The sequence below is a fragment of the Streptomyces sp. NRRL F-6676 genome, from assembly GCF_000725625.1.
Classification (GTDB): Bacteria; Actinomycetota; Actinomycetes; order Streptomycetales; family Streptomycetaceae; genus Streptomyces.
The window spans coordinates 132,813-156,632 of sequence record NZ_JOHS01000007.1 but is presented as its reverse complement, the minus strand read 5'-3'; the positions used below and the strand labels follow the sequence as shown (position 1 = coordinate 156,632).

The 23,820-nt window shown below is 73.9% G+C and carries 23 protein-coding genes and 3 pseudogenes; 17 read left to right on the top strand and 9 right to left on the bottom strand.

Annotated elements, in window-relative coordinates; all coding sequences use genetic code 11:
- Window positions 1–34: 34 nt before the first annotated feature.
- Complete coding sequence (locus IO29_RS06055; protein ID WP_030377631.1) at window positions 35–640, bottom strand: TetR/AcrR family transcriptional regulator; 606 nt, start codon at window positions 638–640, stop codon at window positions 35–37.
- A gap of 69 nt (window positions 641–709) precedes the next feature.
- Here IO29_RS06055 and IO29_RS06050 point away from each other — a divergent pair, with 69 nt between their 5' ends.
- A complete protein-coding gene (locus IO29_RS06050; protein WP_030377632.1) occupies window positions 710–1,531 on the top strand; it encodes a class I SAM-dependent methyltransferase in 822 nt (273 codons plus the stop codon).
- A 240-nt stretch (window positions 1,532–1,771) separates the two neighbouring features.
- Window positions 1,772–3,676 (top strand): glycoside hydrolase family 5 protein, encoded by a 1,905-nt coding sequence (locus IO29_RS06045; RefSeq protein ID WP_030377633.1) that lies wholly within the window; start codon window positions 1,772–1,774, stop codon window positions 3,674–3,676.
- Between the two features lie 34 nt (window positions 3,677–3,710).
- Here IO29_RS06045 and IO29_RS06040 read toward each other — a convergent pair whose 3' ends face one another.
- Complete coding sequence (locus IO29_RS06040) at window positions 3,711–4,097, bottom strand: winged helix-turn-helix transcriptional regulator (protein WP_030377634.1); 387 nt, start codon at window positions 4,095–4,097, stop codon at window positions 3,711–3,713.
- A 105-nt stretch (window positions 4,098–4,202) separates the two neighbouring features.
- On the opposite strand from IO29_RS06040, the gene IO29_RS06035 reads away from it, so the two are divergent.
- Window positions 4,203–5,063, top strand: coding sequence for an enoyl-CoA hydratase/isomerase family protein (locus IO29_RS06035; protein ID WP_051707297.1), 861 nt, complete (start codon window positions 4,203–4,205; stop codon window positions 5,061–5,063).
- 22 nt (window positions 5,064–5,085) lie between these two features.
- Here the strand turns inward: IO29_RS06035 and IO29_RS06030 are convergent, their stop codons facing one another.
- The gene (locus tag IO29_RS06030) at window positions 5,086–6,126 is read right to left on the bottom strand and encodes an NAD(P)-dependent alcohol dehydrogenase (RefSeq protein ID WP_030377636.1); all 1,041 of its coding nucleotides are present in this window, start codon (window positions 6,124–6,126) and stop codon (window positions 5,086–5,088) included.
- A 104-nt stretch (window positions 6,127–6,230) separates the two neighbouring features.
- Here IO29_RS06030 and IO29_RS06025 point away from each other — a divergent pair, with 104 nt between their 5' ends.
- On the top strand, window positions 6,231–6,818 hold the full coding sequence (locus IO29_RS06025) for a TetR/AcrR family transcriptional regulator (protein ID WP_030377637.1): 588 nt from the start codon (window positions 6,231–6,233) through the stop codon (window positions 6,816–6,818).
- Between the two features lie 51 nt (window positions 6,819–6,869).
- On the opposite strand, the gene IO29_RS06020 is transcribed toward IO29_RS06025, so the two are convergent.
- Window positions 6,870–7,496, bottom strand: a complete 627-nt coding sequence (locus tag IO29_RS06020) for a TetR/AcrR family transcriptional regulator (RefSeq protein ID WP_030377638.1) — start codon at window positions 7,494–7,496, stop codon at window positions 6,870–6,872.
- Between the two features lie 110 nt (window positions 7,497–7,606).
- On the opposite strand from IO29_RS06020, the gene IO29_RS06015 reads away from it, so the two are divergent.
- The gene (locus tag IO29_RS06015; protein ID WP_030377639.1) at window positions 7,607–8,569 is read left to right on the top strand and encodes a zinc-dependent alcohol dehydrogenase family protein; all 963 of its coding nucleotides are present in this window, start codon (window positions 7,607–7,609) and stop codon (window positions 8,567–8,569) included.
- 34 nt (window positions 8,570–8,603) lie between these two features.
- Here IO29_RS06015 and IO29_RS06010 read toward each other — a convergent pair whose 3' ends face one another.
- Window positions 8,604–9,104 (bottom strand): mycothiol transferase, encoded by a 501-nt coding sequence (locus IO29_RS06010; protein ID WP_030377640.1) that lies wholly within the window; start codon window positions 9,102–9,104, stop codon window positions 8,604–8,606.
- 177 nt (window positions 9,105–9,281) lie between these two features.
- Here IO29_RS06010 and IO29_RS39300 point away from each other — a divergent pair, with 177 nt between their 5' ends.
- Window positions 9,282–10,559, top strand: a complete 1,278-nt coding sequence (locus IO29_RS39300) for an iron-containing alcohol dehydrogenase (protein WP_030377641.1) — start codon at window positions 9,282–9,284, stop codon at window positions 10,557–10,559.
- Window positions 10,556–11,496, top strand: a pseudogene (locus IO29_RS36330) (dioxygenase). The gene IO29_RS39300 and the pseudogene IO29_RS36330 overlap by 4 nt, the downstream one beginning before the upstream one ends.
- A gap of 528 nt (window positions 11,497–12,024) precedes the next feature.
- Here the strand turns inward: IO29_RS36330 and IO29_RS05990 are convergent.
- Complete coding sequence (locus tag IO29_RS05990; protein ID WP_030377643.1) at window positions 12,025–12,879, bottom strand: helix-turn-helix transcriptional regulator; 855 nt, start codon at window positions 12,877–12,879, stop codon at window positions 12,025–12,027.
- A gap of 101 nt (window positions 12,880–12,980) precedes the next feature.
- On the opposite strand from IO29_RS05990, the gene IO29_RS05985 reads away from it, so the two are divergent.
- The gene (locus tag IO29_RS05985; protein ID WP_030377644.1) at window positions 12,981–13,745 is read left to right on the top strand and encodes an SDR family oxidoreductase; all 765 of its coding nucleotides are present in this window, start codon (window positions 12,981–12,983) and stop codon (window positions 13,743–13,745) included.
- Between the two features lie 10 nt (window positions 13,746–13,755).
- Here IO29_RS05985 and IO29_RS05980 read toward each other — a convergent pair whose 3' ends face one another.
- A complete protein-coding gene (locus tag IO29_RS05980) occupies window positions 13,756–14,529 on the bottom strand; it encodes an NAD(P)H-dependent oxidoreductase (RefSeq protein WP_030377645.1) in 774 nt (257 codons plus the stop codon).
- Between the two features lie 44 nt (window positions 14,530–14,573).
- Between IO29_RS05980 and IO29_RS05975 the strand changes: the two genes are divergently transcribed.
- Window positions 14,574–15,578, top strand: a complete 1,005-nt coding sequence (locus IO29_RS05975) for a GlxA family transcriptional regulator (protein ID WP_030377646.1) — start codon at window positions 14,574–14,576, stop codon at window positions 15,576–15,578.
- A 40-nt stretch (window positions 15,579–15,618) separates the two neighbouring features.
- Here the strand turns inward: IO29_RS05975 and IO29_RS05970 are convergent, their stop codons facing one another.
- The gene (locus IO29_RS05970; protein ID WP_030377647.1) at window positions 15,619–15,918 is read right to left on the bottom strand and encodes a putative quinol monooxygenase; all 300 of its coding nucleotides are present in this window, start codon (window positions 15,916–15,918) and stop codon (window positions 15,619–15,621) included.
- Between the two features lie 620 nt (window positions 15,919–16,538).
- On the opposite strand from IO29_RS05970, the pseudogene IO29_RS05965 reads away from it, so the two are divergent.
- The 7 genes and pseudogenes from IO29_RS05965 (at window position 16,539) to IO29_RS05935 (ending at window position 22,148) form a co-directional block, all read left to right on the top strand.
- Window positions 16,539–17,123: pseudogene (locus IO29_RS05965) on the top strand (SigE family RNA polymerase sigma factor).
- Window positions 17,116–17,961 (top strand): hypothetical protein, encoded by an 846-nt coding sequence (locus IO29_RS35485; RefSeq protein WP_051707300.1) that lies wholly within the window; start codon window positions 17,116–17,118, stop codon window positions 17,959–17,961. Before IO29_RS05965 ends, IO29_RS35485 begins: the two are co-directional and overlap by 8 nt.
- Window positions 17,962–18,137: 176 nt before the next feature.
- Window positions 18,138–18,926, top strand: a complete 789-nt coding sequence (locus tag IO29_RS05955; protein ID WP_030377649.1) for a hypothetical protein — start codon at window positions 18,138–18,140, stop codon at window positions 18,924–18,926.
- Between the two features lie 135 nt (window positions 18,927–19,061).
- Window positions 19,062–19,694: pseudogene (locus IO29_RS05950) on the top strand (cellulose-binding protein); the annotation flags it as partial.
- A 49-nt stretch (window positions 19,695–19,743) separates the two neighbouring features.
- On the top strand, window positions 19,744–20,442 hold the full coding sequence (locus IO29_RS05945; protein ID WP_030377651.1) for a nucleotidyltransferase domain-containing protein: 699 nt from the start codon (window positions 19,744–19,746) through the stop codon (window positions 20,440–20,442).
- Window positions 20,443–20,460: 18 nt separating this feature from the next.
- The gene (locus IO29_RS35480) at window positions 20,461–21,351 is read left to right on the top strand and encodes a LysR family transcriptional regulator (RefSeq protein WP_051707301.1); all 891 of its coding nucleotides are present in this window, start codon (window positions 20,461–20,463) and stop codon (window positions 21,349–21,351) included.
- Window positions 21,352–21,692: 341 nt separating this feature from the next.
- Entirely contained in the window at window positions 21,693–22,148 is a 456-nt protein-coding gene (locus IO29_RS05935; RefSeq protein WP_030377653.1) for a GNAT family N-acetyltransferase, read from the top strand.
- A 43-nt stretch (window positions 22,149–22,191) separates the two neighbouring features.
- Here the strand turns inward: IO29_RS05935 and IO29_RS05930 are convergent, their stop codons facing one another.
- Window positions 22,192–22,788 (bottom strand): TetR family transcriptional regulator, encoded by a 597-nt coding sequence (locus tag IO29_RS05930; RefSeq protein WP_030377654.1) that lies wholly within the window; start codon window positions 22,786–22,788, stop codon window positions 22,192–22,194.
- Between the two features lie 119 nt (window positions 22,789–22,907).
- Between IO29_RS05930 and IO29_RS05925 the strand changes: the two genes are divergently transcribed.
- Window positions 22,908–23,819: an SDR family oxidoreductase gene (locus IO29_RS05925; RefSeq protein ID WP_030377655.1), complete on the top strand. Its 912-nt coding sequence runs from the start codon at window positions 22,908–22,910 to the stop codon at window positions 23,817–23,819.
- Window position 23,820: the final 1 nt, after the last annotated feature.

Below are 23,820 nucleotides of genomic sequence, written 5' to 3'. Positions count from 1 at the left end.
CCCGCCCCGGCCCGCTGAGCACCGGCGCCGGTCTTCAGCGGGGCCTTCGCCGGACGACGTCGGCGAGGACCGTGGTCACCAGTTGGTGCACGGTCGCCGTGGCCGGCGGGCCGGGGTCGCGGTCCGCGAACAGCAGGTGTCCGCCCCCGACCAGCGACAGGGTGAGGGAGTCGATGTCGGCGTCGGCCGCGATACGGCCCGCGGCGCGCTCGTCGGTGAGGTAGGCGGAGACCGCGCTCGTGACCTTGGCGAGGATCGCCAGGCCGCCGCCTTCGGGCTCGGCCTTCCGCAGCCGTGCGCGCAGCCCGTCGCGGAACGTGATGAGCGGGATGATCGCGACCGGCACAGGGCCGAACAGTGCGGTCAGCGCCTCCGTGAGGTTGCCGGCCACGGTGCCGGTGCCGACGGTCTCGCGCAACTCCCGTGCCTGCGCACGGAGTTGTCCGGCCCGGTCGAGCACGAGTTCGGTGAGGAAGGCGTCGAAGTCGGCGAAGTGCCGGTGCAGGACGCCCTTGGCGCAGCCGGCCTCCTCGGTGACGGCCCTGCTGGTCAGCTCGTTCGGGCCGTCCCGCAGCAGTACGCGCTCGGCGGCGTCGAAGAGCTGCTGCCGCGCGTCGCGAAGGTGCACCCCGGTCGGCACTGGCGGCTCCTCTCCCGTGTTCCGGCGGCGGCCATTGGCAAGTGGGCGCCTGCCCACTAAAGTGAACGCATGCCCACTCTAGCGCGGGAGCAGCCCGAACCGGCCCGGCCGCACCACCTCAGGCAGCTGGCCGAGTCCTTCGGTACGGACGCCCGGCGCTACGACGAGGCCCGGCCGGAGTACCCCGGCGACCTGGTGGCCCGGGTGGTCGCCGGGAGCCCGGGACCGGACGTGCTCGACGTCGGTTGCGGCACGGGCATCGCGGCCCGGCAGTTCCAGGCCGCCGGCTGCGCCGTGCTCGGCGTCGAGCCGGATGCGCGGATGGCGGAGTTCGCGCGGGAGCGCGGCCTGCCGGTCGAGGTGGCGACGTTCGAGGCCTGGGAACCGGCCGGCCGGACGTTCGACACGCTGATCGCCGCCCAGTCGTGGCACTGGGTGGACCCCGCCGCCGGCGCCGCGAAGGCGGCCCGGGTACTGCGCCCGCACGGGCGCCTCGCGGTCTTCGGGCACGTCTTCGAGCCGCCCGCCGAGGTGGCCGAACCGTTCGCGGCGGCCTATCGCCGGGTGGCCCCCGACTCCCCGTTCGCCGCGCAGCCCGCCCGGCGTCCGCTGGAGACCTACCGAGCCGGGTACGCGAAGATCGCCGACACCCTCCGCGAGACCGGGCGCTTCGGCGAACCGGAGCAGTGGCGGTTCGACTGGGAACGGTCCTACACCCGCGACCAGTGGCTGGACCTCCTCCCCACCACCGGCGGCCTCACCCGGCTCGCTCCCGGTCAACTGGCCGAGGTGCTGGGCGCGGTGGGTCGTGCCGTCGACGCGCTGGGCGGCAGCTTCACGATGCGGTACACCACTCTCGCGGTGACGGTCCTGCGCGCCGGGAACCTCTGAAGCCGCCGCGCTGGGGGCGGGCAGGCTCGGAGGATTTCGTGCGTGGGCGGGTGCGCGCCGGGCATCGGCCGGTCGCGCGGTTCCCCGCGCCCCTGCGGGGGCTTCGGTCGTCGTCGCGCGCCCGTGTCGGGTCCGTGTGGTCGACGGCCTCCTGCGCGAGAGCTAGCATCCGCAGCCAACTGGCCGCACACTGAGGTCAGTTGGCTCGCGTTCGCCGTCTTCCCGTCACCGGTGGGGATCATGTCGATGCTACGGATTGTCAAGTACCTGACATGCGCTGTGTCGGCCGTGCTCCTCACGGCCACCGCCCCCGGCGCACTCGCCGCCACCCCCGACCGGCCACCGGCGTCCGGCCCGGCGGCGCCCACCGCCACCTGGCAGCCGCCCCTGTCGACCCGCGGCCGCTACCTCGTCGACGCGGTCGGCAACCGCTTTCGGCTGAAGTCGGCCAACTGGGACGGGGCGCAGGGCTCCTGGACGGGAAGCGGGGACACGGCGGACCCCGCCAACCATCACGCCGGGCAGGACTCCCACGGCATCCCTCTCGGTCTGGACCGCGCGCCCCTCGCCACCCTGCTCGCCGACTTCCACGCACTCGGCATCAACAGCGTCCGGCTGCCCTTCTCCAACGAGATGATCCACGCAACCGGCCCCGTGCCGGACGCCGCCGTCGCGGCCAACCCTCAACTGCGCGGAAAGACACCGCTGGAGGTCTTCGACGCCGTCGTGTCCGCCCTCACCGCCGACGACTTCGCGGTGGTGCTCAACAACCACACCAACACCACCCGCTGGTGCTGCGGCGTCGACGGCAACGAACGCTGGAACAGCGGCCGGACCACGCAACGCTGGGCCGACGACTGGGTCTTCATGGCCCGCCGCTACGCCGCCGACCCCCGGGTGGTGGGAGCCGACCTCTACAACGAGGTACGCCGGGACATCCTGCACGACCCCGACTGGGGCGGTGGTGACGACTACGACTGGTACGCCGCCGCCCAGCTCGCCGCCGACCGCATCCTCACCGAGGCCAACCCCGACCTGCTCATCGTCATCGAGGGCATCAACTGGACCGGCCTGCCCGTCGACGGCTTCGCGCACGGCCGCCCGGTGCTCACTCCCGCCCGCACCCTCTCGCACACCCTCGTGGCGAGCGACAAACTGGTCTACTCCGCCCACTTCTACGGCTACACCGGCCCCCACCACAGCGGAGCCACCGGCATCGGCGAGACCAGCGACCCCCGCTACCAGGACCTCACCGAGGACGAACTGCGGCAGGCCCTTCACGACGAGGCGTTCTTCGTGTCGGAGGAGAGCGGCCGGCACTTCACGGCACCCGTGTGGATCAGCGAGTTCGGCATCGGCGCGGGCGAGACGGGCGCCGCCGCCCGCACCTGGTTCGGCCGCGTCACCGACTACTTCGCCGACCACGACGCCGACTTCGCCTACTGGCCGCTGGTCGGCTGGGAGGGACACGACGACTGGGCGCTGCTGCGCTACGACACCGCCGGCCACCGGTACGGTCTGCTCGACCAGGCCGACTGGCGCCGCACCGGCTGGGACCGGCTGATGAGCGCACCGAGCCGCACCGGCCCCGTCGCCCCGGTACCCGTCTGGCGGATGCTCACCACCGACCACGGCGACCACGTCGAGTCGCTGCGGGTGCGGGCCACCGGCGACTGGGACCCGGGCGCCGCCAAGGCCGCCTGCCCCGACGGGCTGCGGCTGACCGGCCTGAGCCACACCGGGGGCCGGGGACTGTGCACCGACGTCACCGCGGGCGACCTGCGCGCCGAGAGCGGCGGCCAGACGGTGGTGACCGACGAACGCCACGTCCCGCAGGGCGGCGACTGGGCCTCCGGCTACACCAAGTTCCAGTGCCCGGCCGACGCGTACCTCATCGGCTTCAGCCGGCGCGGCAGCCGCACCTCGGCGGCCCTCTGCGCCCCCGCCCGCACCCCGCTGGGCACCACGGGCCGTACGGTCTGGTTCGACCGCTCCGACAACCGCCCCGACTCCGGCGGCGACTTCGCCTCCGGCCACTACAAGGGCCAGTGCGCCGACGACGAGTACGCCGCCGGGATCGCCTTCACCACCCGGGTGGGCAGCGCGGGGGGCCCGGCGGCGCTGCTCTGCCGCCGGCTGTCCTGAGCGCGGCCGCGGGGCGGGCTCGTAAGGGCGAGCGTCAGGCCCTGCTGTCGTACGCCCGCCGGCAGTCGCTGATCTCCTCGCTGTGCTCGACGGTCCAGCGGTAGAGATGGCCGAACGGCTCGCGCAGCGACTCGCCCAGCGGGGTGAGGGAGTACTCGACGCCGACGGGCGAGGTCGGCAGCACCGTACGGCGGATCATGCCGTTGCGCTCCAGGCGCCGCAGCGTCTGCGTGAGGACGCGCTGCGTGACACCCTCCAGGCCGCGCTTGAGCTCGTTGAAGCGGGTGGGCCGCTCCAGCAGCGCCATGACCATCATCGACCACTTGTCCGCGATCTGGTCGAGGATCGGCCGGCTGGGGCAGTCCGCCCGGAAGACGACAGGTGTGCCGGCGTAGACGCCGTAGGGGTCGGTGTCCTTCATGTGCCCTGGTACTCCCAAAGTGCGTTCTTGACGATCACCGCGGTGCCGCCGACGGTAGGTATGCATCACAAACTTACCCACCTTCCGGTAACCCAGGGAACCTTCATGACCTCCGTGACGAACGACGTCCACCGCGCGCCCGATGCCTACTCCACCCTGCGCCTGAGCAGCGCGGACGGTGTCGCACACATCGTCCTCGACAATCCTCCGGTGAACGTGCTCGGCGTGGCGATGATGCGCGAGCTGCGCACCGTGCTGACCGCGCTCGCGGACGACGCGTCGGTCCGCGTGATCGTCTTCTCCAGCGCGAACCCCGAGTTCTTCCTCGCCCACGTGGACATGCGCATCGGGGAGGACATGGACGCCCTCGGGGAGCTCGCCGCGTCGGCGCCGGAGGACGTCAATGTGTTCCAGGCCGTGGGCGAACTCCTCCGTCATCAGCCGCAGGTGACCATCGTCAAGCTCGCCGGGAAGGCCCGCGGGGGCGGAGCCGAGTTCGTGGCCGCGGCGGACATGGCGTTCGCCGCCGCCGAGACCGCCGGACTCGGCCAGATCGAGGCACTCATGGGCATCGTCCCCGGCGGCGGCGGAACGCAGTACCTCCGGGAGCGCGTGGGCCGCAACCGCGCGCTGGAGGTGATCCTCACCGCCGACCTGTTCGACGCCGGGACGGCCGCGTCGTACGGCTGGATCAACCGGGCACTGCCCGCCGCCGAACTCGACGCCTACGTCGACCGCGTCGCCCGGAACATCGCCGCGCTGCCCGAGGGCGTCGTCGCGGCGGCCAAGCACGCGCTGCCCGCCGCCGACCTCACGCAGGGACTTCTGCGCGAGAACGACGCCTGGGCCACCGCCATCGGCCAACCGGCCGCTCAGGACCTGATCGCCGGCGGCCTGCGCGACGGCGCGCAGACACCGGCCGGCGAACGCGGCCTCGAGACGCTGATGCGCGGCGTCGCACGCTGAGCGCGGGGCCGTACCCGCCCGCTCAGTCCAGGTCGGACATGTCCAGGACGAACCGGTGGCGGACGTCGTCGCGGCGGAGGCGGTCCAGTGCCGTGTGGATCTCGGCGGACGGCAGCACCTCGACGTCGGCGGTGATGCCGTGGTCGGCGCAGAAGCGCAGCATGGCGGCCGTCCCGGGGCGGCCGCCGCTGCCCGCCGAACCGAGCCTCTTGCGGCCCACGAGCAGGTCCATGGCCTCGACGGTGACCGTACCGAGGTGGCCGAGGAGGCTGAGCGTGCCGTCCACCGCCACCAACCGCAGATACGGGGCGAGGTCGTGAGGCGCGGAGACGGTGTCGACGACGACGTCGAAACCGTCCCGCGCTGCCGCCATGCGTGCGGTGTCCGAGGAGGCGATGAGTTCCTTCGCGCCGAGGCGGCGGGCGTCCGCGCGCTTGGCGTCCGTGCGGCTGAGGACGGTCGTCTCCGCGCCGAGCGCCACCGCCATCTTCACCGCGAGGTGCCCGAGACCGCCGAGCCCGGCCACGGCGACACGGCTGCCCGGGCCCACGCCGAGGGCGCGCAGCGGTTCCCACACGGTGACGCCCGCGCACAGCAGCGGGGCGGCCGCGGCCGGGTCCAGGCCGGCGGGGAGCGCGTGGGCGAACGCCTCGCGCACGACGTACTCGCGGGAGAAGCCGCCCAGGGTGGTCGACCCGTCCTGCCGGTCGGTGCCGCCGTAGGTGAGGGTCGGGAAGGAGTGGCAGTAGTTCTCCTGCCCCGCCTCGCACATGGCGCAGACGCCGCAGGAGTCGACGATATTGCCCACCGCGACACGGTCGCCGGGCGAGAAGGCCGTCACCCCGGGGCCGGTCGCGGTCACCACGCCGGTGAACTCGTGACCGGGGACGAGAGGGGCCTCCGCTCCCGGTTCGTAACCCCGCACGGCGTGCAGATCCGTGTGGCACAGCCCGCAGTGGTCCACCCGCACCGCGAGGTCGTCCGCGCGCAGGTCACGGCGGTGCAGCGTGGTGCGCCGCAGGGTGCCGGGTCCGGTCGCCTGCCATCCGACGGTCGTTCGCACAGCCTCTGCCTCCTACAAACAAACTGTTCGGTCTATTGCGGGCAGCCTAGGCATGGGACGGCCGTTGAGGCAAACCAACTGTTCTGTTTTGGTAGAGTGCCCGCATGCCGGAACAGCCCCAGACCTCCCGCGGCGCCGCGACGTACCGGCGCATCCTGGACGCCGCCACCGAGGAGTTCGCCGAGCACGGCATCGCAGGCGCGCGCATCGAACGGATCGTGACGGCGGCGCGCACCAACAAGGCGCAGCTCTACGCCTACTTCGGCGACAAGGAACGCCTCTTCGACGCGATCTTCCTCGGCTCGCTGGAGCGCATCACCGAGGTCGTCCCCCTCGACGCGGACGACCTCCCGGACTGGGCCGTACGCCTCTACGACGAGTATCTGCGCCGCCCGGACCTCATCCGGCTCGCGACCTGGACCCGGCTGGAGCGCCGGCCCGCCGGGCATCTCGTCGAGACCCACGAGCACTACGACGAGCGCAAGCTGGCGGCCCTCGCCGAGGCGCAGGCCGCAGGGCGCGTCCGGCAGGGCGACCCGTTCGACCTCATGGCGATGGTCATCGCCATGTCCATGGCCTGGTCGCCCGTCAGCAACGTGTACGCGGCCAGTGACCAGGAGCCCGACGAGGTGCACGAGCGGCGCCGGACCCTGCTGCGCGACTGCGTGCGCAGGGCCGTCGCGGCGGACTGAGCCGACCCCTCCCGGGCAGGTGCCGGAGCGCCGCGCCGCCGCGCGGGCGCCTCAGCCGCGCAGTCGCGGCGCCGGTGGCATCGGAGGCGCGGGAGCCTCCCCCTCCGGAACCGCGCGGAACGCCTCGATGATGTACGCGGCGAAGCGGCGCGAGGCCGCGAGACGGACGGCGGGCGGGGCCTCCTGGATGCCGCGGTGGGCCATCAGCATCAGGATCAGGTCGTCGACGACGAAGCCGGGGCGCAGCCGGCCGGCCCGCTGGGCCCGGCGGGTCAGCTCGGCGACCGCGTGCGTCATCTGCTCCCGGTCGGCGGCGAAGTCCATGGCCTCGGGAAACGCCGCCATGAACGCGTCGGCGAACCCCCGGCTCGCGGCGTGGAGTTCGCAGACCCCCTCCACCGCGCCCCGGAAGCCCCGCCACGGGTCGGGGTCGGCGAGCGCGTCGCGGACCAGGGACTGGCACGTACGCCGCTGCTCGGCGTAGGCCGCCAGCACCAGATCGCGCTTGGTCGGGAAGTGCCGGTACAGGGTGGCGGGGCCGACCCCCGCGAGCCGGGCGACCTCGCGCATCGGCGCGCCCAGGCCCTCCTCGCCGAACACCTCCCGGGCGGCGTCCAGGATGCGGGTCCGGTTGTCGAGGGCGTCGGAGCGGACGGGGTGAGTCAATTGGTCGGTCATCGTTTCTCACTTTAGCCAACCGGACGGGGGCGTCCGTTAGGTTCCGGAGACGGCGGGCCCGCCGCGAAGGACCGTGGGCCCGGCCGTCCCGTCGAACGAGGAGTGGTGACATGAAGGCCGTGGTGATCAGGACGTTCGGGAAGCCCGAGGGACTGGAGGTCGTCGACCTGCCGGCGCCCGTCCCCGGCCCGGGACAGGTACGGATCACGACCGAGGCGATCGGGGTCGGCGGTGTCGACGCCGTGATCCGCCGGGGCACGCTCGGCGACTACGGCTTCCGCGAGGGCCACCTCCTCGGCAGCGAGGTCGCGGGCACCGTGGACGCGGTGGGGGAGGGCGTGGACGCCTCCTGGACCGGGCGCCGCGTATGGGCGTTCACCGGGCTGACCGGCGGCTACGCCGAGCAGGCCGTCGCCGCCGTCGACGAGGTCCTCCCGCTGCCCGAGGGGCTGACCGCCCAGGACGCGGTGACGCTCGGCAGCTCCGGCGTGGTCGCCCACTTCGCCCTGGAGCGCGCCCGCTTCGCCCCCGGCGAGAGCGTGCTGGTGCGCGGCGCGGCGGGCAGCATCGGGCTCACGACGGTCCAGCTCGCGGCCAAGGGCGGCGCCGGCGCGGTGGTCGTCACCACCTCGTCGGCGGCGCGCGGCGACCGCCTGCGGGAGCTGGGCGCCACACACGTCCTCGACCGCTCCGGCGCGGGCGACCCGGACGCACCGAGCGGCTACGACGTGGTGATCGACATCGTGGGCGGCCCCCAGCTGCCCCAGTTCCTGGACAGGCTGAACCCCAACGGCCGGTTCCTGGTCGTCGGCGTGGTCGGCGGACAGCTCCCGGCGGACTTCGGCACCGGGCTGATCAAGAACTTCCGCAACTCGGTCACGTTCACCACCCTCAGCCTCGACACCGTGCCCGGCCCCGACCGGCAGGCGGTACGGGCGGCGCAGTTCGCCGGCGCCGCACGCGGCGAGCTGCGCACGGTCGTGCACGACGTGCTGCCGCTGGACGAGGCGGCGGCGGCCCACCGCGCGATGGACGAGGGCACCGTGTTCGGCAGGATCGTGCTGGTGCCCTGAGCACTGCCCGTGGTCCCCTGAGCGCTGCCCGGCGTCAGCGGCCGGTCGAGCCGTCGACGAGCTCGCGGAGGATGTCGGCGTGGCCGGCGTGGCGGCCGGTCTCCTCGATCAGATGGGTGAGCGCCCAGCGGACGGCCGGCGGGCGCCCGCCCGGCCGCGGGTGGGGGAGCGGCACGCCGGGGTCGGTGCAGCCGTCGAGCACCTCGTTCGCCTCGGCCACCGCCCGCCGGTAACGGGCCACGACCTCGTCGGCGCCGGTCTCGGCCGGGGCCCGGAACGTGGCCTGCCAGTCGGTGACCCGGGCGCCGAGAAACGTGGCCCGCTCCACGTGGGTCAGATGGTGGAGCAGGCCGAGCAGATTGGTGCCCGACGGCACCGCCGCCGTACGGAGCCCCGGCTCGGGAGCCCCCTCGACCTTCGCGGCGACCGAGGCGCGCAGATAGTCGAGGAAGCCGCGCAGCACCTCCAGTTCACTGTTCCCCGTGCGCGGCGGCGGGGTGTCGGAGCGGCGGGTGCGGCGGGACGGAGCGGTCATGGTGCCTGCCTGCTTTCCGGAAACGAAGGGGGGCGTGGCCCGGTCGGGACGCGGTCAGTGTCACCGGGCCCGCCGCGCCCCGCACGCCCTCTTGCGGTTTCGGCAAACCGGTCGCGGAGGGGGCGAGTCCGGCCCACCGATGGACCTGACGCCGCGCACGTGGTGGACTCTGCGCACATGAGGTTCCTCCACACGACGCTGCCGCAGCGCGTCGTCTTCGCGCCCCGGGCCTCGCCGCGGGCGGTCGCCCGCGAGACCGCCCGCCTCGGCGCCCGCCGCGTCATGCTGATCGCCTCCGCCCGCGCGGCCGCCCTCGCCGACCCGATCGCGGCCGCGCTGCCGGTCGTGCTGCGGCACGAGGAGGTCGTCATGCACGTCCCGGCCGAGGTGGCCGCACGGGCCCGCACGGCCGCCGCGCACGCCGGGGCCGACGCCGTCGTCACCGTCGGCGGCGGCTCCACCACCGGGCTCGGCAAGGCCGTCGCCCTGACCACCGGCCTCCCCGTCGTCGCCGTGCCCACCACCTACGCCGGGTCCGAGGCGACCAACGTCTGGGGTCTGACCGAGGGCGGCACGAAGACCACCGGCACCGACGACGCGGTCCTGCCGCGCGCGGTCGTGTACGACGCCGCGCTGCTCAGCACGCTGCCCCCCGCCCTGAGCGTCGCCTCGGGACTCAACGCGCTGGCCCACTGCGTCGACTCGATGTGGGGCCCGTACGCGGACCCCATCGACCGGGCGCTGGCGGGGGAGGGCATCCGGGCCCTGGCCGCGGGACTGCCCGCGGTCGCCGGGAAGGGCGGCGCGAGCGAGGGCGGCCGAGACACCGAAACCGCCGAAGGCACGGAGGGTGCCGAGGGCACGGAGGGTGCCGAGGGCACGGAGGGTGCCGAGGGCACGGAGGGTGCCGAGGGCACGGAGGGTGCCGAAGGCACGGAGGGTGCCGAGGGCACGGAGGGTGCCGAGGGCATGGAAGGCGTCGAAGCTGCCGGAGCCGTCGAAGCCGTCGAAGATGCCGACGCCGTCGAGGGCATGGCCGGCATCGCACAGACGCTGTACGGCGCCCACCTCGCCGCGGTCGCGTTCGCGTCGGCCGGCTCGGGGCTGCACCACAAGATCTGCCACGTCCTCGGCGGCATGTTCGACCTCCCGCACGCCCAGACCCACGCCGTCGTCCTGCCGCACGTCCTCGCCCTCAACGCCCCCCACGCGCCGGAGGCCGAGCGGCGCATCGCGGCCGCCTTCGGCGCCGCCACCGCCGTCCAGGGGCTCGCCGCGCTGTGCACGGCGGTCGACGCCCCGCGCGCGCTGCGGGACCACGGAATGCCGAAGGACGGCATCGCACGGGCGGTCCCCGCGATCCTGGCCGCCGTACCGGCCGGCAACCCGGCGCCCGTGACCGAGGAGAACCTCACCGCCCTGCTGTACGCCGCCTGGAGAGGAGAGCGCCGATGAGCACCCAGGTGAACCCGGACCCGGCGGACTGGACCGACGCCCACCGCCCCCTCGCCCACGGGCCGGACCCGGAGCGGGAGGCCGTCGAGGCCGGGCTCGCCGACGCCGTCGTCGCCTCCTTCGACGCCTGCCGGGACCCCCGGCTCAAGGAGCTGATGGTCTCCCTGGCCCGGCATCTGCACGCCTTCCTGCGCGAGACGCGGCCCACCGAGGAGGAGTGGGGCGCCGCGATCCGGTTCCTCACCAGCGCCGGTCGTCTCACCGACGACGTACGCCAGGAGTTCATCCTGCTCTCGGACGTCCTCGGCGCCTCGACGCAGACCGTCAACGTCAACCACACCGCACACGCGGGAGCCACCGAGGCGACCGTTCTCGGGCCCTTCTTCGTCGAGGACGCCCCGCACGTCGCACTCGGCGGCGACCTCTCCTTCGGCGCGCCGGGCCAACCCTGCTGGGTCGAGGGCACGGTGACCGGCACCGACGGCACCCCGCTCGCGGGCGCGCGGATCGACGTGTGGGAGGCCGACGAGGACGGCCGCTACGACGTGCAGTACGACGCGGCCCGGCGCGCGGCGCGCGGCCACCTGTTCACCGACGGGGACGGCGGCTACCGGTTCTGGGCGCTCACCCCGACGCCGTACCCGATCCCCGACGACGGCCCCGTCGGGCAGCTCCTGCGCGCGGTCGGCCGCTCCCCGCTGCGCGCCGCGCATCTGCACTTCCGGGTCGCCCACGAGGGGGCGCGCACGCTGGTGACGCACATCTTCCCCGAGGGCGATCCGATCGGCCGGAACGACTCCGTCTTCGGGGTCAAGGAGTCACTGGTCAAGCCCTTCGCGCGGCAGCCGGCCGGCACCCCACGCCGGACGGGCGGGTGGTCGCGGGCACCTGGAGCAGGGTGCGCTTCGACATCGTGCTCGCCCCCGCGGGGGTCTGAACGAGGGCCCCTCGCGAGGGCGCGGACGGGCCGCCGGCCGGGTACATGCCGACGGGAGTGGCGGGCAGTGGGGGCCGTGCTCGACCGTGTTGGCGCGTTTCGCCGGACAGCCGCCGAGCCGCCAGGACGACGGCGGGGCAGCGGCGTCCGGCTCCACCACCAGGAAAGCGTGGTACTCCAGGTCGGTGACGGGGTAGCGGCCGATCCGGAACGCCGGCATCTCCGCCTCGTGACTCGGGGCTTCCTTGGCGATCCAGTCCCGCACCACCCCCACGTGGCGCCATCGCGCGGTCACCGCGTCCACCCGCTTCGCGGGCACCTCGTGCACGGAACCGTCGTAGAAGGAGGCGAGGGCGCGCCCCTTCGCGGTGTCGTAGCACAGGCAGGAGAGGCCGGCCGCGGTCGGCCTGCCGAGGTGGGGCCAGGTGCCGGTGCGCAGGTCGCGGACGGCGACCGTGCTCGAGTACGAGCCGCCGGCGACGAACCGGCCGTCGTCCGAGGCGGCCACGCAGGCGAACCGGTGCGGGCTCAGCCCGTGCCGTCGGCCCCGGCGAACCGGTTCAGGCCCAGTACGCCGAGCAGTTGCAGCTTCTCGTGGCTCTCGGTGTGCGGCGGGGCGGTGAGGACGAGGAGGGTCTGCGACTGGTCCTCGGTGAACAGGGCCTGGCAGTCCAGTTCGAGGGCGCCGAGTTCGGGGTGGAGGAGCGTCTTGTGGTCCTCGAAGCGCGGGGCGACCTCGTGCCGTTCCCACAGCTCGGCGAACTCCGTGCTCGTCCTGCGCAGGGCCCGCACGAGTTCGCCGGCCCGGGATGCGGGGCCCCGCAGCCCGTAGGCGGCACGCAGGCTGGCGACCTGGGCGCGGCTCTGCCGGTCCCGGTCGGCCTCGGGGTAGAGCAGCCGCTCGGCGGGGTCGGTGAACCAGCGGTGGATCGCGCTGCGGGCCGGTCCGGTGTGGCCGGACACGTCACCGAACAGGGCGTCGGCCATCCTGTTCTGCACAAGCGTTTCCAACAGGTCGGACAGGACGAGCGCCGGGGTGTCCTCCAGGCGGTCCATGACCCGCAGCAGCGCGGGGGCGACATGCGTCGAGGCCGACAGGGACGCGGGGGCGTTGTGCCCGGCGATCCGGTACAGGTAGTCGCGTTCGCCGTTCGTCAGCCGCAGCGCCCTGGCGAGCGAGGCGAGCGTCTGCTCGCTGGGCTGCGGGCCGCGCCGCTGTTCCAGCCGGGTGTAGTAGTCGGTCGACATCACGGCGAGCGAGGCGACCTCCTCGCGCCGCAGCCCCCGGGTCCGGCGGCGTACGCCCGCGGGGAGCGCGACGTCCGCCGGCTGGAGCGCCTCGCGGCGGCGGCGCAGGAAGTCGGCCAGTGCTTCACGGTCCATGCCCACGATTGTCACCGCCCGCCGTGCCGCGAGCCAGGGACCGGCGGTCCCCCGACAAACGGTCTCTGCACCGGCGCGGCCCGACGCGTGAGAGTCGGGGCATGAACATCTCCGGTAACACCGTCTTCATCCCCGGCGCCACCAGCGGCATCGGGCTCGCCCTCGCCCTCCGGCTGCGGGCCAGGGGCAACACCGTGATCGTCGGCGGCCGGCGCACCGCCCTGCTGGAGAGGATCGCGGCGGAGCACCCCGGCATCGACACCGTGCGGATCGACACCACCGACCCCGAGAGCATCACCGCCGCCGCGGAGCAGGTGCTCGCGCGCCACCCCGGCCTCAACGTCCTCGTCACCATGGCCGGGATCATGCGCGTCGAGGACTGGCGCACCCCCGAGACGTTCCTCGCCACCGCGGAGTCCACGGTGACGACGAACGTGCTCGGCCCGATCCGGCTGATCGCCGCGTTCGTGGAGCATCTGCGGACCCGGCCGGACGCCACGATCATGACCGTCTCCTCCGGCCTCGCGTTCGCCCCGCTCCGCGTCACGCCGAGCTACAACGCGTCCAAGGCCGCGATCCACATGCTCAGCGAGTCCCTCCGGCTGCAGCTCGCCGGCACCTCGGTGAAGGTCGTCGAACTCGTACCGCCGTCCGTCCGCACCGCACTCCTGCCCGGCCAGGAGGACAACGCCCTCGCCATGCCGCTCGAGGAGTACGTCACCGAGACCGTCGCCCTGCTGGAGGCGCACCCCGACGCCGGGGAGATCCTGGTCGAGCAGGTGAAGTTCCTCCGCCACGGCGAGTCCCGCGGCGACTACGACCAGGTCGTCCGGGCACTCAACGCCGCCGACCCGCACGGGAAGTAGCCGGCCGGACCTACGGGCGCCGGGCGAGGTGCACGCCGAGCCCGGTCAGCCCCGGCAGGACGTCCGGCCGCAGGACGCGCTCGTCGTCGTAGTCCCCGCCGTCCTGCGGGCGGTACGGGAGCGGCGCGGTCGTCCACAGGGTGCGCAGCCGCTCGCGCAGCTCCTTGGCGGCGCTCTCCGCGTCCTCGGGCGTGTACCGGTCGGCGCCCGGGACCAGCAGCGGCGGGAGCACCGTCGCGCCGGAGTGGAAGAGCGTGCCGTGCAGCAGCGGGAACAGCAGTTCGTCGAGGGTTCCGTGGATGCCCCGCTCACCGTAGAACCGGGCGGGGCCGCCCGCGCCGACGACGACCAGCGCCGGCTTGCCGGAGAGGAATCCCTCCCCGTAACCGAGCGGCCGCCCGTCCGGTGCGTGCAGGCCGTAGGCGTAACCCTGGACGAAGACCCGGTCGAACCAGCCCTTGAGGATCGCGGGCATCTGGAACCACCACAGCGGGAACTGGACGACGAGCGCGTCCGCCCGGTCGAGCTTGTCCTGCTCGGCCCGGATGTCGGCGCTCAGCGTGCCGTCGCCGTGGGCGCGCTTCGCGGCGGCCGCGACATGGAACCGTTCGGCGGGATCGTGGGCGTAGTCCGTGGTGTCGACGACGGGGTTCCAGCCCATCGAGTAGAGGTCCGAGACCTCGACCTCGTGGCCGGCGTCCAGGAGTGCGCGCCGGCCCTCGGCGGCGAGGAAGGCGGTGAGGGAACGGGGATCGGGGTGGGCCATGACCCAGAGAATGTTCATGGCGTCGATCATGTGACGGCGGCACCACCGCCACGACTGGCCGGATGGACAACATGTGCGAAGATCGGGCCATGACCGTCTTCGCAGGTGACGGCCGCCACCGGGTGGCCGTCCTGGTCCGCGACCGGATGCTGCCGTTCGAACTCGGCATCGTCCACCGGCTGTTCGGCCAGGCCCGGTCCGCCGCCGGGGAACCGCTCTACGAGGTGGTGACCTGCGCGCTCGTGGCCGGTGAGGTCCGCACGGACACCGACTTCACCGTCACCGTCGCACACGGTCCCGAGGCGCTCGCCGAGGCCGACACCGTCTTCGTCCCCGGAGCGGAGAGCGACCGCGCGCCCGGCGCCGGTCCGCTCGAACCGGCGCTGGCCGCCGCGCTCGCCCGGGTGCGGCCCGACGCCCGGGTCGCGTCGATCTGCACGGGCTCGTTCGTCCTGGCCCAGGCCGGACTGCTCGCCGGGCGGCGGGCCACCACCCATTGGCGCTCCTCAACGCGCTTCACCGAACGCTTCCCGGACGTGGCCTTCGACCCCGGCGTCCTCTACACCGACGACGACGGCGTCCTGACCTCCGCGGGCGCGGCCGCGGGCATCGACCTGTGCCTGCACATGATCCGCTCCGACCACGGCGCCGACGTCGCGGGCGAGGTGGCCCGCGGCACCGTCGTCCCGCCGCACCGCGAGGGCGGCCAGGCCCAGTACATCACCCGGCCGCTGCCGGAACCGGCGGTCTCCTCCACCGCCCGGGCCCGCGCGTGGGCGCTCGCCAACCTGCACCGGCCGCTGACGCTGCGGGAGCTGGCGGCCCAGGAGTCCACCAGCACCCGCACGTTCACCCGGCGCTTCCGCGAGGAGATCGGTACCTCACCGGGCCGCTGGCTGACCCGGCAGCGCGTGGAACGCGCCTGCACGCTCCTGGAACGCACCGATCTCTCCGTCGAGGAGATCGCCACCGACGCCGGCTTCGGCACCGCCGGCTCCATGCGCCTGCACCTCCAGGCCGAACTGGGCGTCTCCCCGACGGCGTACCGCGCCACGTTCCGCGGCTAGAGCCTGTCGTTCGGATCAGGTCGCGGGGGACTGACCGCCCCTACACCCCGAGACCGCCCACCACCGAGAACTCCTGCTTGGTGAACTCACCCGTCAGCATCGGCATGGCCGTGCCGATGGCCGCCTTCGCCTCCGGGAGTCGCAGGGAGGCATCGTGGTGCTCCTTGGTCTTCCACATCTCGGTCACCCAGATCGTCACGTCGTCGTCGTGGGAGAGCCCCACGAGGTAGAGGTCGCACCCCGCTCCCCGGAGCCCGTCGACGGCACTCAGGAGAAGGTCCACGACCTCCTCCCGGGAGCCGGGCCGGGTCTTCATCGATGTCGTGCAGCCGTAGGTCATGGAGGGACCCTCTCTCTTCTCGTCCGTCCTCGCTTCACACCGCGGTCGGAGCCCGGCCGGTACCCGCCCGCCGACTCCATTCCGGCGCGATGCCGACTCACATGATCGTCCTCAACGGTGGTTCCCTCATCGCCGCGCGGGTGGGGTGACCGGCGGACCCCTGGTGGTGCGGCGGGCGTGGGCCGGACAATATCGGTGACCGTGACCGTGACCGTGACCGTGACCGTGACCGTGACCGTGACGTGCGGGGTCTCCGTGGGGTGGGGCGTGGCCGGGAGGGTGGCGATCGCGGTGCGGGTGGCGCGGGCGGCGTCCGGGGCGCGGGTGCGGGCGCGGACGACGATGCGGACGTCGGCCCTGGGCGGACCGGCGTCGCCGGCGCGGCTGACGCCTGTCCCGGCGGGGGAGGGGCCGCCACGGAGCGCCGAACGCGGCCGGTCGCTCACGCCGGGCACCTGCGCGTACGGTTCGGCCACCGCTCCCACCCGATGCCGCACGTCCGCCGACCCGATCGCCCCCCGCACGAATTTTCCCCGGCGTGCGGGGCAACCCGAAGCGGCCCCCACCCAGTTCACCTGGTGTGAGCGACACACGAATCGCACAGGCACGATGGCGGGGGCATGACCGGCGCGATGGGCAACAGCGGCAGCGCGCGGGACTTCGAGGCATTCGTCGCGGCCTGTGGACCCCGACTGCTGCGCATGGCGTGGCTGCTGACGGCGGACCCGCACCTCGCGGAGGACCTGTTGCAGACCGCGCTGGCGAAGGTGTGGCCCAAATGGCCCCGGATCGCCGACGAGCACCCGGAAGCGTAAGTCCGCAAGACGCTCGTCACGACGCACGCCTCGTGGTGGCAGCGCCGCTGGAAGGGCGAGGTGCCCCACGGCGAACTGCCCGACCGGGCGGCGTCCGGCGACCCGTTCGCCGCCGTGGACCTGGAGCAGTCGCTGGCCGCCGCGGTTCGTCGCCTGCCCCGGCGGCAGCGTGCCGTGCTGGTGCTGCGCCATCTGGAGGACCTCTCGGTCGAGGAGACCGCGGAGATCCTGGGCTGCCGGCCCGGAACCGTCAAGAGCCAGAGCGTCAAGGCACTGCGCACCCTGCGCACCGTGCTCGGCGACCGGCTCCTGGACGGCACGGCACCGCCGCCCGGCTCCGACGGTCCACCGTCGGCCTGTACGACGGGCGGAGGGCAGTCGCGTGCATGACCACGAGGTGACGGACACCGGCGAGGACGCCGAACTGCGGGTGCTGGTGCAGCGGGTGGTGCCGCATCTGGAGGCGCCGGCCGACCGGATGTGGCAGGTACGGCGCCGGGTGCGGCGCCGGCGCCGGCTGCGGGCAGCGGCGGCGGGCGCGCTGGCCGCCGCGGGCCTCGGGCTCTGGCTGGGCACCGGCTCGCCCGGAGCGCGGCCGGACACCGCACCCCCGGCGGCGACCGCCCCGGCGGAAGCGGACGGTCACCTCCAGCGGTTCGCCACCGTCGCGGGACTGACCCTGGAGGTGCCCGCCGGGTGGCAGGCGCTCGCCGTGCCCCGCGGCGAGGACGGGGCCGTGGTCTACGCCGCCGCGCAGCACCTCGGCACCGACCGGGTCGCCGGGGGCTGCGGCGAGGAGACCACCGGCGCCGCGGACACGTTCGCGTGCGCCCCGCTGTCCGCGCTGGAGCGGGGCGGCGTCCTCGTCGCCTTCGAAGCCCTCGACGGTACGACGCCCACCGCGCCCCCCGCCTCCCGGCACGCCTCGGCCCACACACCCGGCGCCGCCTGCCGGAGCCTGGGCGGCCGACTCCAGTACGCGGCCCGCCCGTTGTGGAAACCGGGGCGGGACCGCCCCGCCCTCCAGGTGAGCATGTGCCTGGGCGAGCCCCCGGCCGAACCGGCGGGAAGGGACGACTCCGGCCCCACGCCGTCCTACACCGTCGACCCTCATCACGACGGCGAGCGCGCGTTCGACATCGAGGCCGTCCCGGACGGCTCCGGGGCCGCCTGGAACGGCGTGCTCGCCCAGGTCGAGGCACTCATCGGCTCGGCCCGCCACAACTGACCTCCTCGCGGACGACCGACAACCACCACACCGGGCTTCCTCCCGGAGAACGGACGAGAACCGACACCCACCACACCGGGCTTCCTCCCGGAGAACCGACACCCACCGCACCGGGCTTCCGCCGCCCGGAAAACCGACAGCGACCACACCCACGCCCCCGAAGGACCCCCCACCTCATGTCCCTGCGCCGCCCCGCCCATCTCCCTCCCCGCCCGGTCCGCCACGGCACCGCGGTCACGGCCGGCGCCGTGCTCCTCCTGTGCGGCTGCGCCGGCCCCTCGGCCGGCACCGACGGGGCGGACCGGCCCGCCGGCCACGCGACGTCCACGACCACCGCGGGACGGCCCGGCGTCACCGAGAACACCGTCCGCACCCAGCGGGTCCTGCCCGGCGTGGGCCCCGCCCTGCTCGCCCGCATCCCCGACTCCACCCGCCAGGTCGTCCTCGTCACCGGCAAGGACCGCGACGGCAGCACCGCCGCCGTCCGCCTCTACGAGCGCACCGCCGACGGCTGGGAACCCACGACCGGGTCCTGGCCCGCCCACAACGCGCTCAAGGGGTGGACCGACGACCACCGCATCGGCGATCTGCGGTCCCCCATCGGCGCGTTCACCCTCACGGACGCGGGCGGCCTGCTGCCCGACCCGGGCACCCGGCTGTCCTACGACCGGTCCACGGGGTTCCGGATCTCCGGCACCGGCTCACGGGGCGAACCGCTGGCCGGCTCCTTCGACTACGTCGTCGCGATCGACTACAACCGCGAGCCCGGCACCACCCCGCTGGACTGGACCCGCCCGCAGGGCGCCGAGAAGGGCGGCGGCATCTGGATCCACGTCGACCACCACGGCCCCACCCAGGCATGCGTCAGCATCGCCAGGAACCACATGAAGGAACTCCTGCGCGCCCTTGACCCGTCCCGCAGGCCGATGATCGTCATGGGCGACGCAGCGTCCCTGGCGCGCTGACCGGGCCCTTGGCGGTATTTGATAGCGCAGCCGCAGCCGCAGCCGCAGCCGCAGCCGCAGCCGCAGCCGCAGCCGCAGCCGCAGCCGCAGCCGCAGCCGCTGTCCGCCCACCGTGACGTGCACGGTCTGGCGCACCCCTCCGGTCACTGGCAGTTCACCGCCCCCGACTGCCAGGGCACGGGAACCGTGGCGGTCGACACCCAGGTCGCGCACGGCGGCACCAAGTCGCTGCGGGTGGACGGCCGGGCCGGCTACTGCAACCACGCGTTCGCCGCCGCCGGCGCGGACCTCTCCGCGGCGGGCCCGGTGCTGTACTTCCGCATGTGGGTGCGGCACACCACCGCCCTGCCCGCCTCGCACGTCGCCTTCGTCTCGCTCCCGGACGCCTCGCAGAACGGCCGGGCGCTGCGCGTCGGCGGCCAGAACGGGGCCCTTCAGTGGAACCGGGAGAGCGACGACGCCACCCTGCCCGCCCAGAGCCCGGCCGGCGTGGCGCTCAGCAGGCCGCTGCCGACCGGGAGTTGGCAGTGCCTGCGGTTCGCCGTGGACACCACCGCGCCCAAGCTCGACACTTGGCTCGACGGCGAACTGGTTCCCGGGCTGCACGCCGACGGCGTACCGACGCGGGACGTCGACCAGCTGTGGCTCTCCCGGACCACACCGCCCGAGCCGACGGCCCTGCGCCTGGGTTGGGAGAGCTACGCGTCCGGCGACGACACCCTCTGGTTCGACGACGTCGCCGTCGGCTCCGCGCCCCTCGGCTGCTGACGGCGGCTTCCCACGCGGCCGGCCGGGCGTCGGCGCATAGGCTGTGGCGATGGACGATCCCCTCCTCACCGCCCACGCCCTCGTGCGGGACCGCTGCCCCGACGCCCGGGCGGCCTTCCTCGCCGGCAGCGTGCTGACCGAGCGCCGGACGCCCATGTCCGATCTGGACATCGTGGTCGTCATGGACGGGCCGCCCGCCCCGGGCCGGGAGACGCTGATGTACCGCGGCTGGCCGGTGGAGCTGTTCCTCCAGACCGAGGCCGTCTGGCGCGACTTCGCCGACAAGGAGACGGCCAAGCGGAGTTCGCCGCTGCTCTCGATGTGTGCCGAGGGGATGCTCCTGGTGGACGCGGACGGGCTGGGCGCCGCGCTCCAGGAGGAGGCGCGCAGACGCTGGGCCGCGGGCCCGCCGCCGCTCTCGGAGCGTGAGCGCGACTACCTGCGGTACGCCGTGACCGACCTGCTCGACGACCTGCGCGGCTGCGCGGACCCCGCGGAGCGGGTCTACCTGGTCGCGCAGCTGCTCCAGCGCGCCTCGGAGCTGGTCCTCCTGGCCGGCGGCCACTGGCTCGGCGGCGGCAAGTGGCTGTCACGGCGGCTGGCCGCCGCCGACCCCGCACTGCACCGGGCGCTGCACGAGGCCGCCGCTCAGGCGGTCGGCGGGGACACCAAGGGCTTCGACGCCGCCGTGACCCGGGCACTGGACACCGCCGGCGGCCCGCTGTGGGAGGGGTACGTCGTGAGGTGAGCCGGTATCGTCCGAGCCGTGCCCGATCTCGAGCTGAGACACCTCACCCACCTCATCGCCGTCGCGGAGACCGGCAGCATCACACGGGCCGCGCAGCGGCTCATGATGACCCAGCCCGCGCTGTCGCGGTCGATCAGGGCGCTGGAGCGCACGGTCGGCGTCCCCCTCTTCGTGCGCCGCTCCCACGCCACCGAACTCACGGCCGCGGGCGCGGCGTTGCTGACCGAGGCGTACGCGCTGGTGGGGCGCTCCCGAGCGGCTCTGGAGCGCGTACGCGGCATGCGGACCGCGGCGGAGACCCTCACCGTGACCGCCCCGCTGTGCGACGTGGTGGCCGTGACGGCGGCGAGCCGGTCCTTCGAGGCGGACCGCCCGGGCGTGCGGGTGAACGTCGTCCCGCGTGAATGGCTGTCGCCGGTGGAGGAGTTGCGGGCGGGCGGCGCGAACGTCTCGTTCCTGCGGGACCGGCACGACCGGGACGGACTCGTCGTCGACCGGCTCGCGCGGGAACCACGCATGGTCCTGCTGCCTGCCGACCATCCGCTGGCTGCTCGAGACCGGCTGACCCTGTCCGACCTGCGGAAGGAGCCGGTCACCCACTGGGCGGGCATGACCCGGGAAGAGGCGGACCACTGGACCGGCGCGGACGTCGACCGGCGTCCCCGCCGGCACGGCCCCCTGGTGCGGAACGCCACCGATGTGCTCGCCGCCGTCGTCCTGGGCCGGGCGATCGCCTTCGTCCACGGCTCGACGCTGCCGGACACCGGGCTCCCCGGGCTCCGCGTCCGGCCGGTCGAGGGCCTCTCCGGGAGCAGTCTGGAGATCGGCGTGCCGGCGCACGGCGCGCACCCGATCGCCGAGGAGTTCGTGGAACACGCGCGCAACCGCTGGGCTCCGACCGGCGGTTGACCGCCACGGACGGCGGCCCCACCGGCCATGCGGACAGAGCATGCCCGGTGCTGCCCCATCGGCATTACCGGCGCGACCGGTGCCGCTGATTGGATCACTGGTGCACGTCCGACGTGCCGACCGGGCGGGGTTCCGTACGGAGGAGTCGCCCCTCCACCGTGCCGGACCCCGTGGTCACCCCTTGGTGCGACACCGCGAGCCGTCGGCACTCGGAGGAGACAGGACGCGCATCGGCTCGTCGTGGACGAGAGCGGACCGTCCCCGGGAAGCCGTCGGCGCACCGACGTATCACCGGCACATCACCGACAGGGCATTCGCCCGGACGACTGGACTGGAGCAGCATGACGTTCACCATCGCGCAGGAACCGTGGGACAGCGCCGACGGCGACCGCCTCCGCGCCGCCATGGAGAAGGAACTGGCCGCCCGCTACGGCATTCCGGACCAGGAGACCGACAAACCGACCGCGGAGAACGTCGACGTGTTCCTGATCGCCCGTGACGCCGGCGGCGGCGCGGCGGGCTGCGGTGCCCTGCGCCTGCTGCCCGACGGCACCGGGGAGATCAAGCGGATGTACGTGTCCCCCGACGCCCGCGGCACAGGTGTGGCCACGGGCATCCTGCGCGACCTCGAGGAGCACGCACGCCGGCGGGGGATCGCCACCGTGCAACTGTCGACCGGCGTCAAACAGCCGGACGCGATCCGCTTCTACGACCGCGAGGGCTACCGGCGCACCGACGGCTACGGCCCCTACAAGGGCCACCCCATGGCCGTCTGCTTCGCCCGCCGACTCGGCTGACGGCAGGACGACGCCCTGGTACGGGCGCCCCGCCCAACGGGCTTCACACCCGCTTCCGCGCCCGCCCCGGTGCCGGCCGGGCCGCCGTCGACAGGGCGTGCAGGTCGTCGAAGGCCCGGTCGAGGTGCGTGTCCAGGTTCTCCGAGGGATCGTCGATCCAGGCCTGGGCCGCATGGTGGAAGGTGCCCCAGCCGGTCTGCGCGGCCAGGCCGGCCAGCCGGCCGGGGACGCCGCGCCGGCGCAGCGCCTGTGTCAGCGCCTCGATCAGTGACGCGGCCTTGGCGAGGTCGCGTTCGCGGAGTGCCGGGGTCTGCGCGATGATCGCCAGCCGGGGCTCGGAGAACGGGCGCTTCTCCTCGAGCATCCCCCCGGCGACCCTGAAGGCGCACAGCAGCATGCCGAGCGGCGGCAGGTCGCCGGGTGCCTCGGCCACCGCCTCGACCATCGCGTCGCGCAGGTCGGCCTCGCCGTCGAAGAGCACCTCGCGCTTGTCCGGGAAGTGCCGGAAGAACGTCCGTTCGTTCACGCCGGCGCGGGCGGCGATCTCCGCTGTCGTGGTCCGGTCGAATCCGCGCTCCCGGTACAGCTCCAGGGCCGCCTGCTGAAGGCGGCGACGCGCTTCTGCTCCGCTGCGTGGCACCCGGTGAGCATACACACATGTCAGTGACTGGCGTTACTTGACGCCAGTCACTGGCGCTACCTAATGTCAGTGCCTGGCGCTAAGAAGTGCCAGTCACTGGCGTATCCAGGGAGCGTTCCATGCATGTCTTCGTCACCGGCGGTTCCGGACAGACCGGCCCCGCGGTCGTCACCGAGCTGATCGCGGGCGGCCACACCGTCACCGCTCTGGCGCGCTCCGACAGCGCCGCCGCCAAGCTGAGGTCGCTGGGGGCGGTGCCGCACCGCGGCTCCCTGGACGACCTCGACAGTCTGCGCAGCGGCGCCGAGGCCGCCGACGGTGTCCTGCACATGGCCTACGGCGGCGACTTCTCCGACCTCGACGACATGATGAGGCGCGACCGGACCGCCATCGAGACGCTCGGCCGGCCGCTGGAGCACTCGGGCAAGCCGCTCGTCGTCACCTCCGGCACGCTGGTCCTGCCCGAGGGCCGGGAGAGCGGCGAACGGGACGAACCCGACCGGACCGGATTCGCCGCCTTCCGCCTCGCGGGCGAGCGGGCCTGCCTGGACCTCGCCGCCCGGGGCGTCCGCGCGAGTGTGGTCCGGCTCGCCCCGACGGTCCACGGGCCCGAGGACCACGGCTTCATCCCCATGCTCGTCACCACCGCACGGCGGACCGGCGTCTCGGCCTACGTCGGGGACGGCACCAACCGCTGGCCCGCGGTGCACCGCGGCGACGCGGCGGTCCTGTTCCGCCTGGCCCTGGAGAAGGCGCCCGCGGGCAGCATGCTGCACGGCGTCGGCGAGAGCGGCGTCACCCTGCGGAGCATCGCGGAGACGATCGCCCGCGGCCTCGGCCTGCCCACCGCCTCACTCACCCCGGAGGAGGCCGCCGGCCACTTCGTGAACCCGTTCATGGCCCGCGTCTACGCCTTCGACGGCCCCGCCACCAGCTTCCACACCCGCGAACTGCTCGGCTGGTCGCCCCGCCACCCGGCACTGCTCGACGACCTCGCCCACGGCGACTACCTCACGCCGCCGGCGGCCTGAG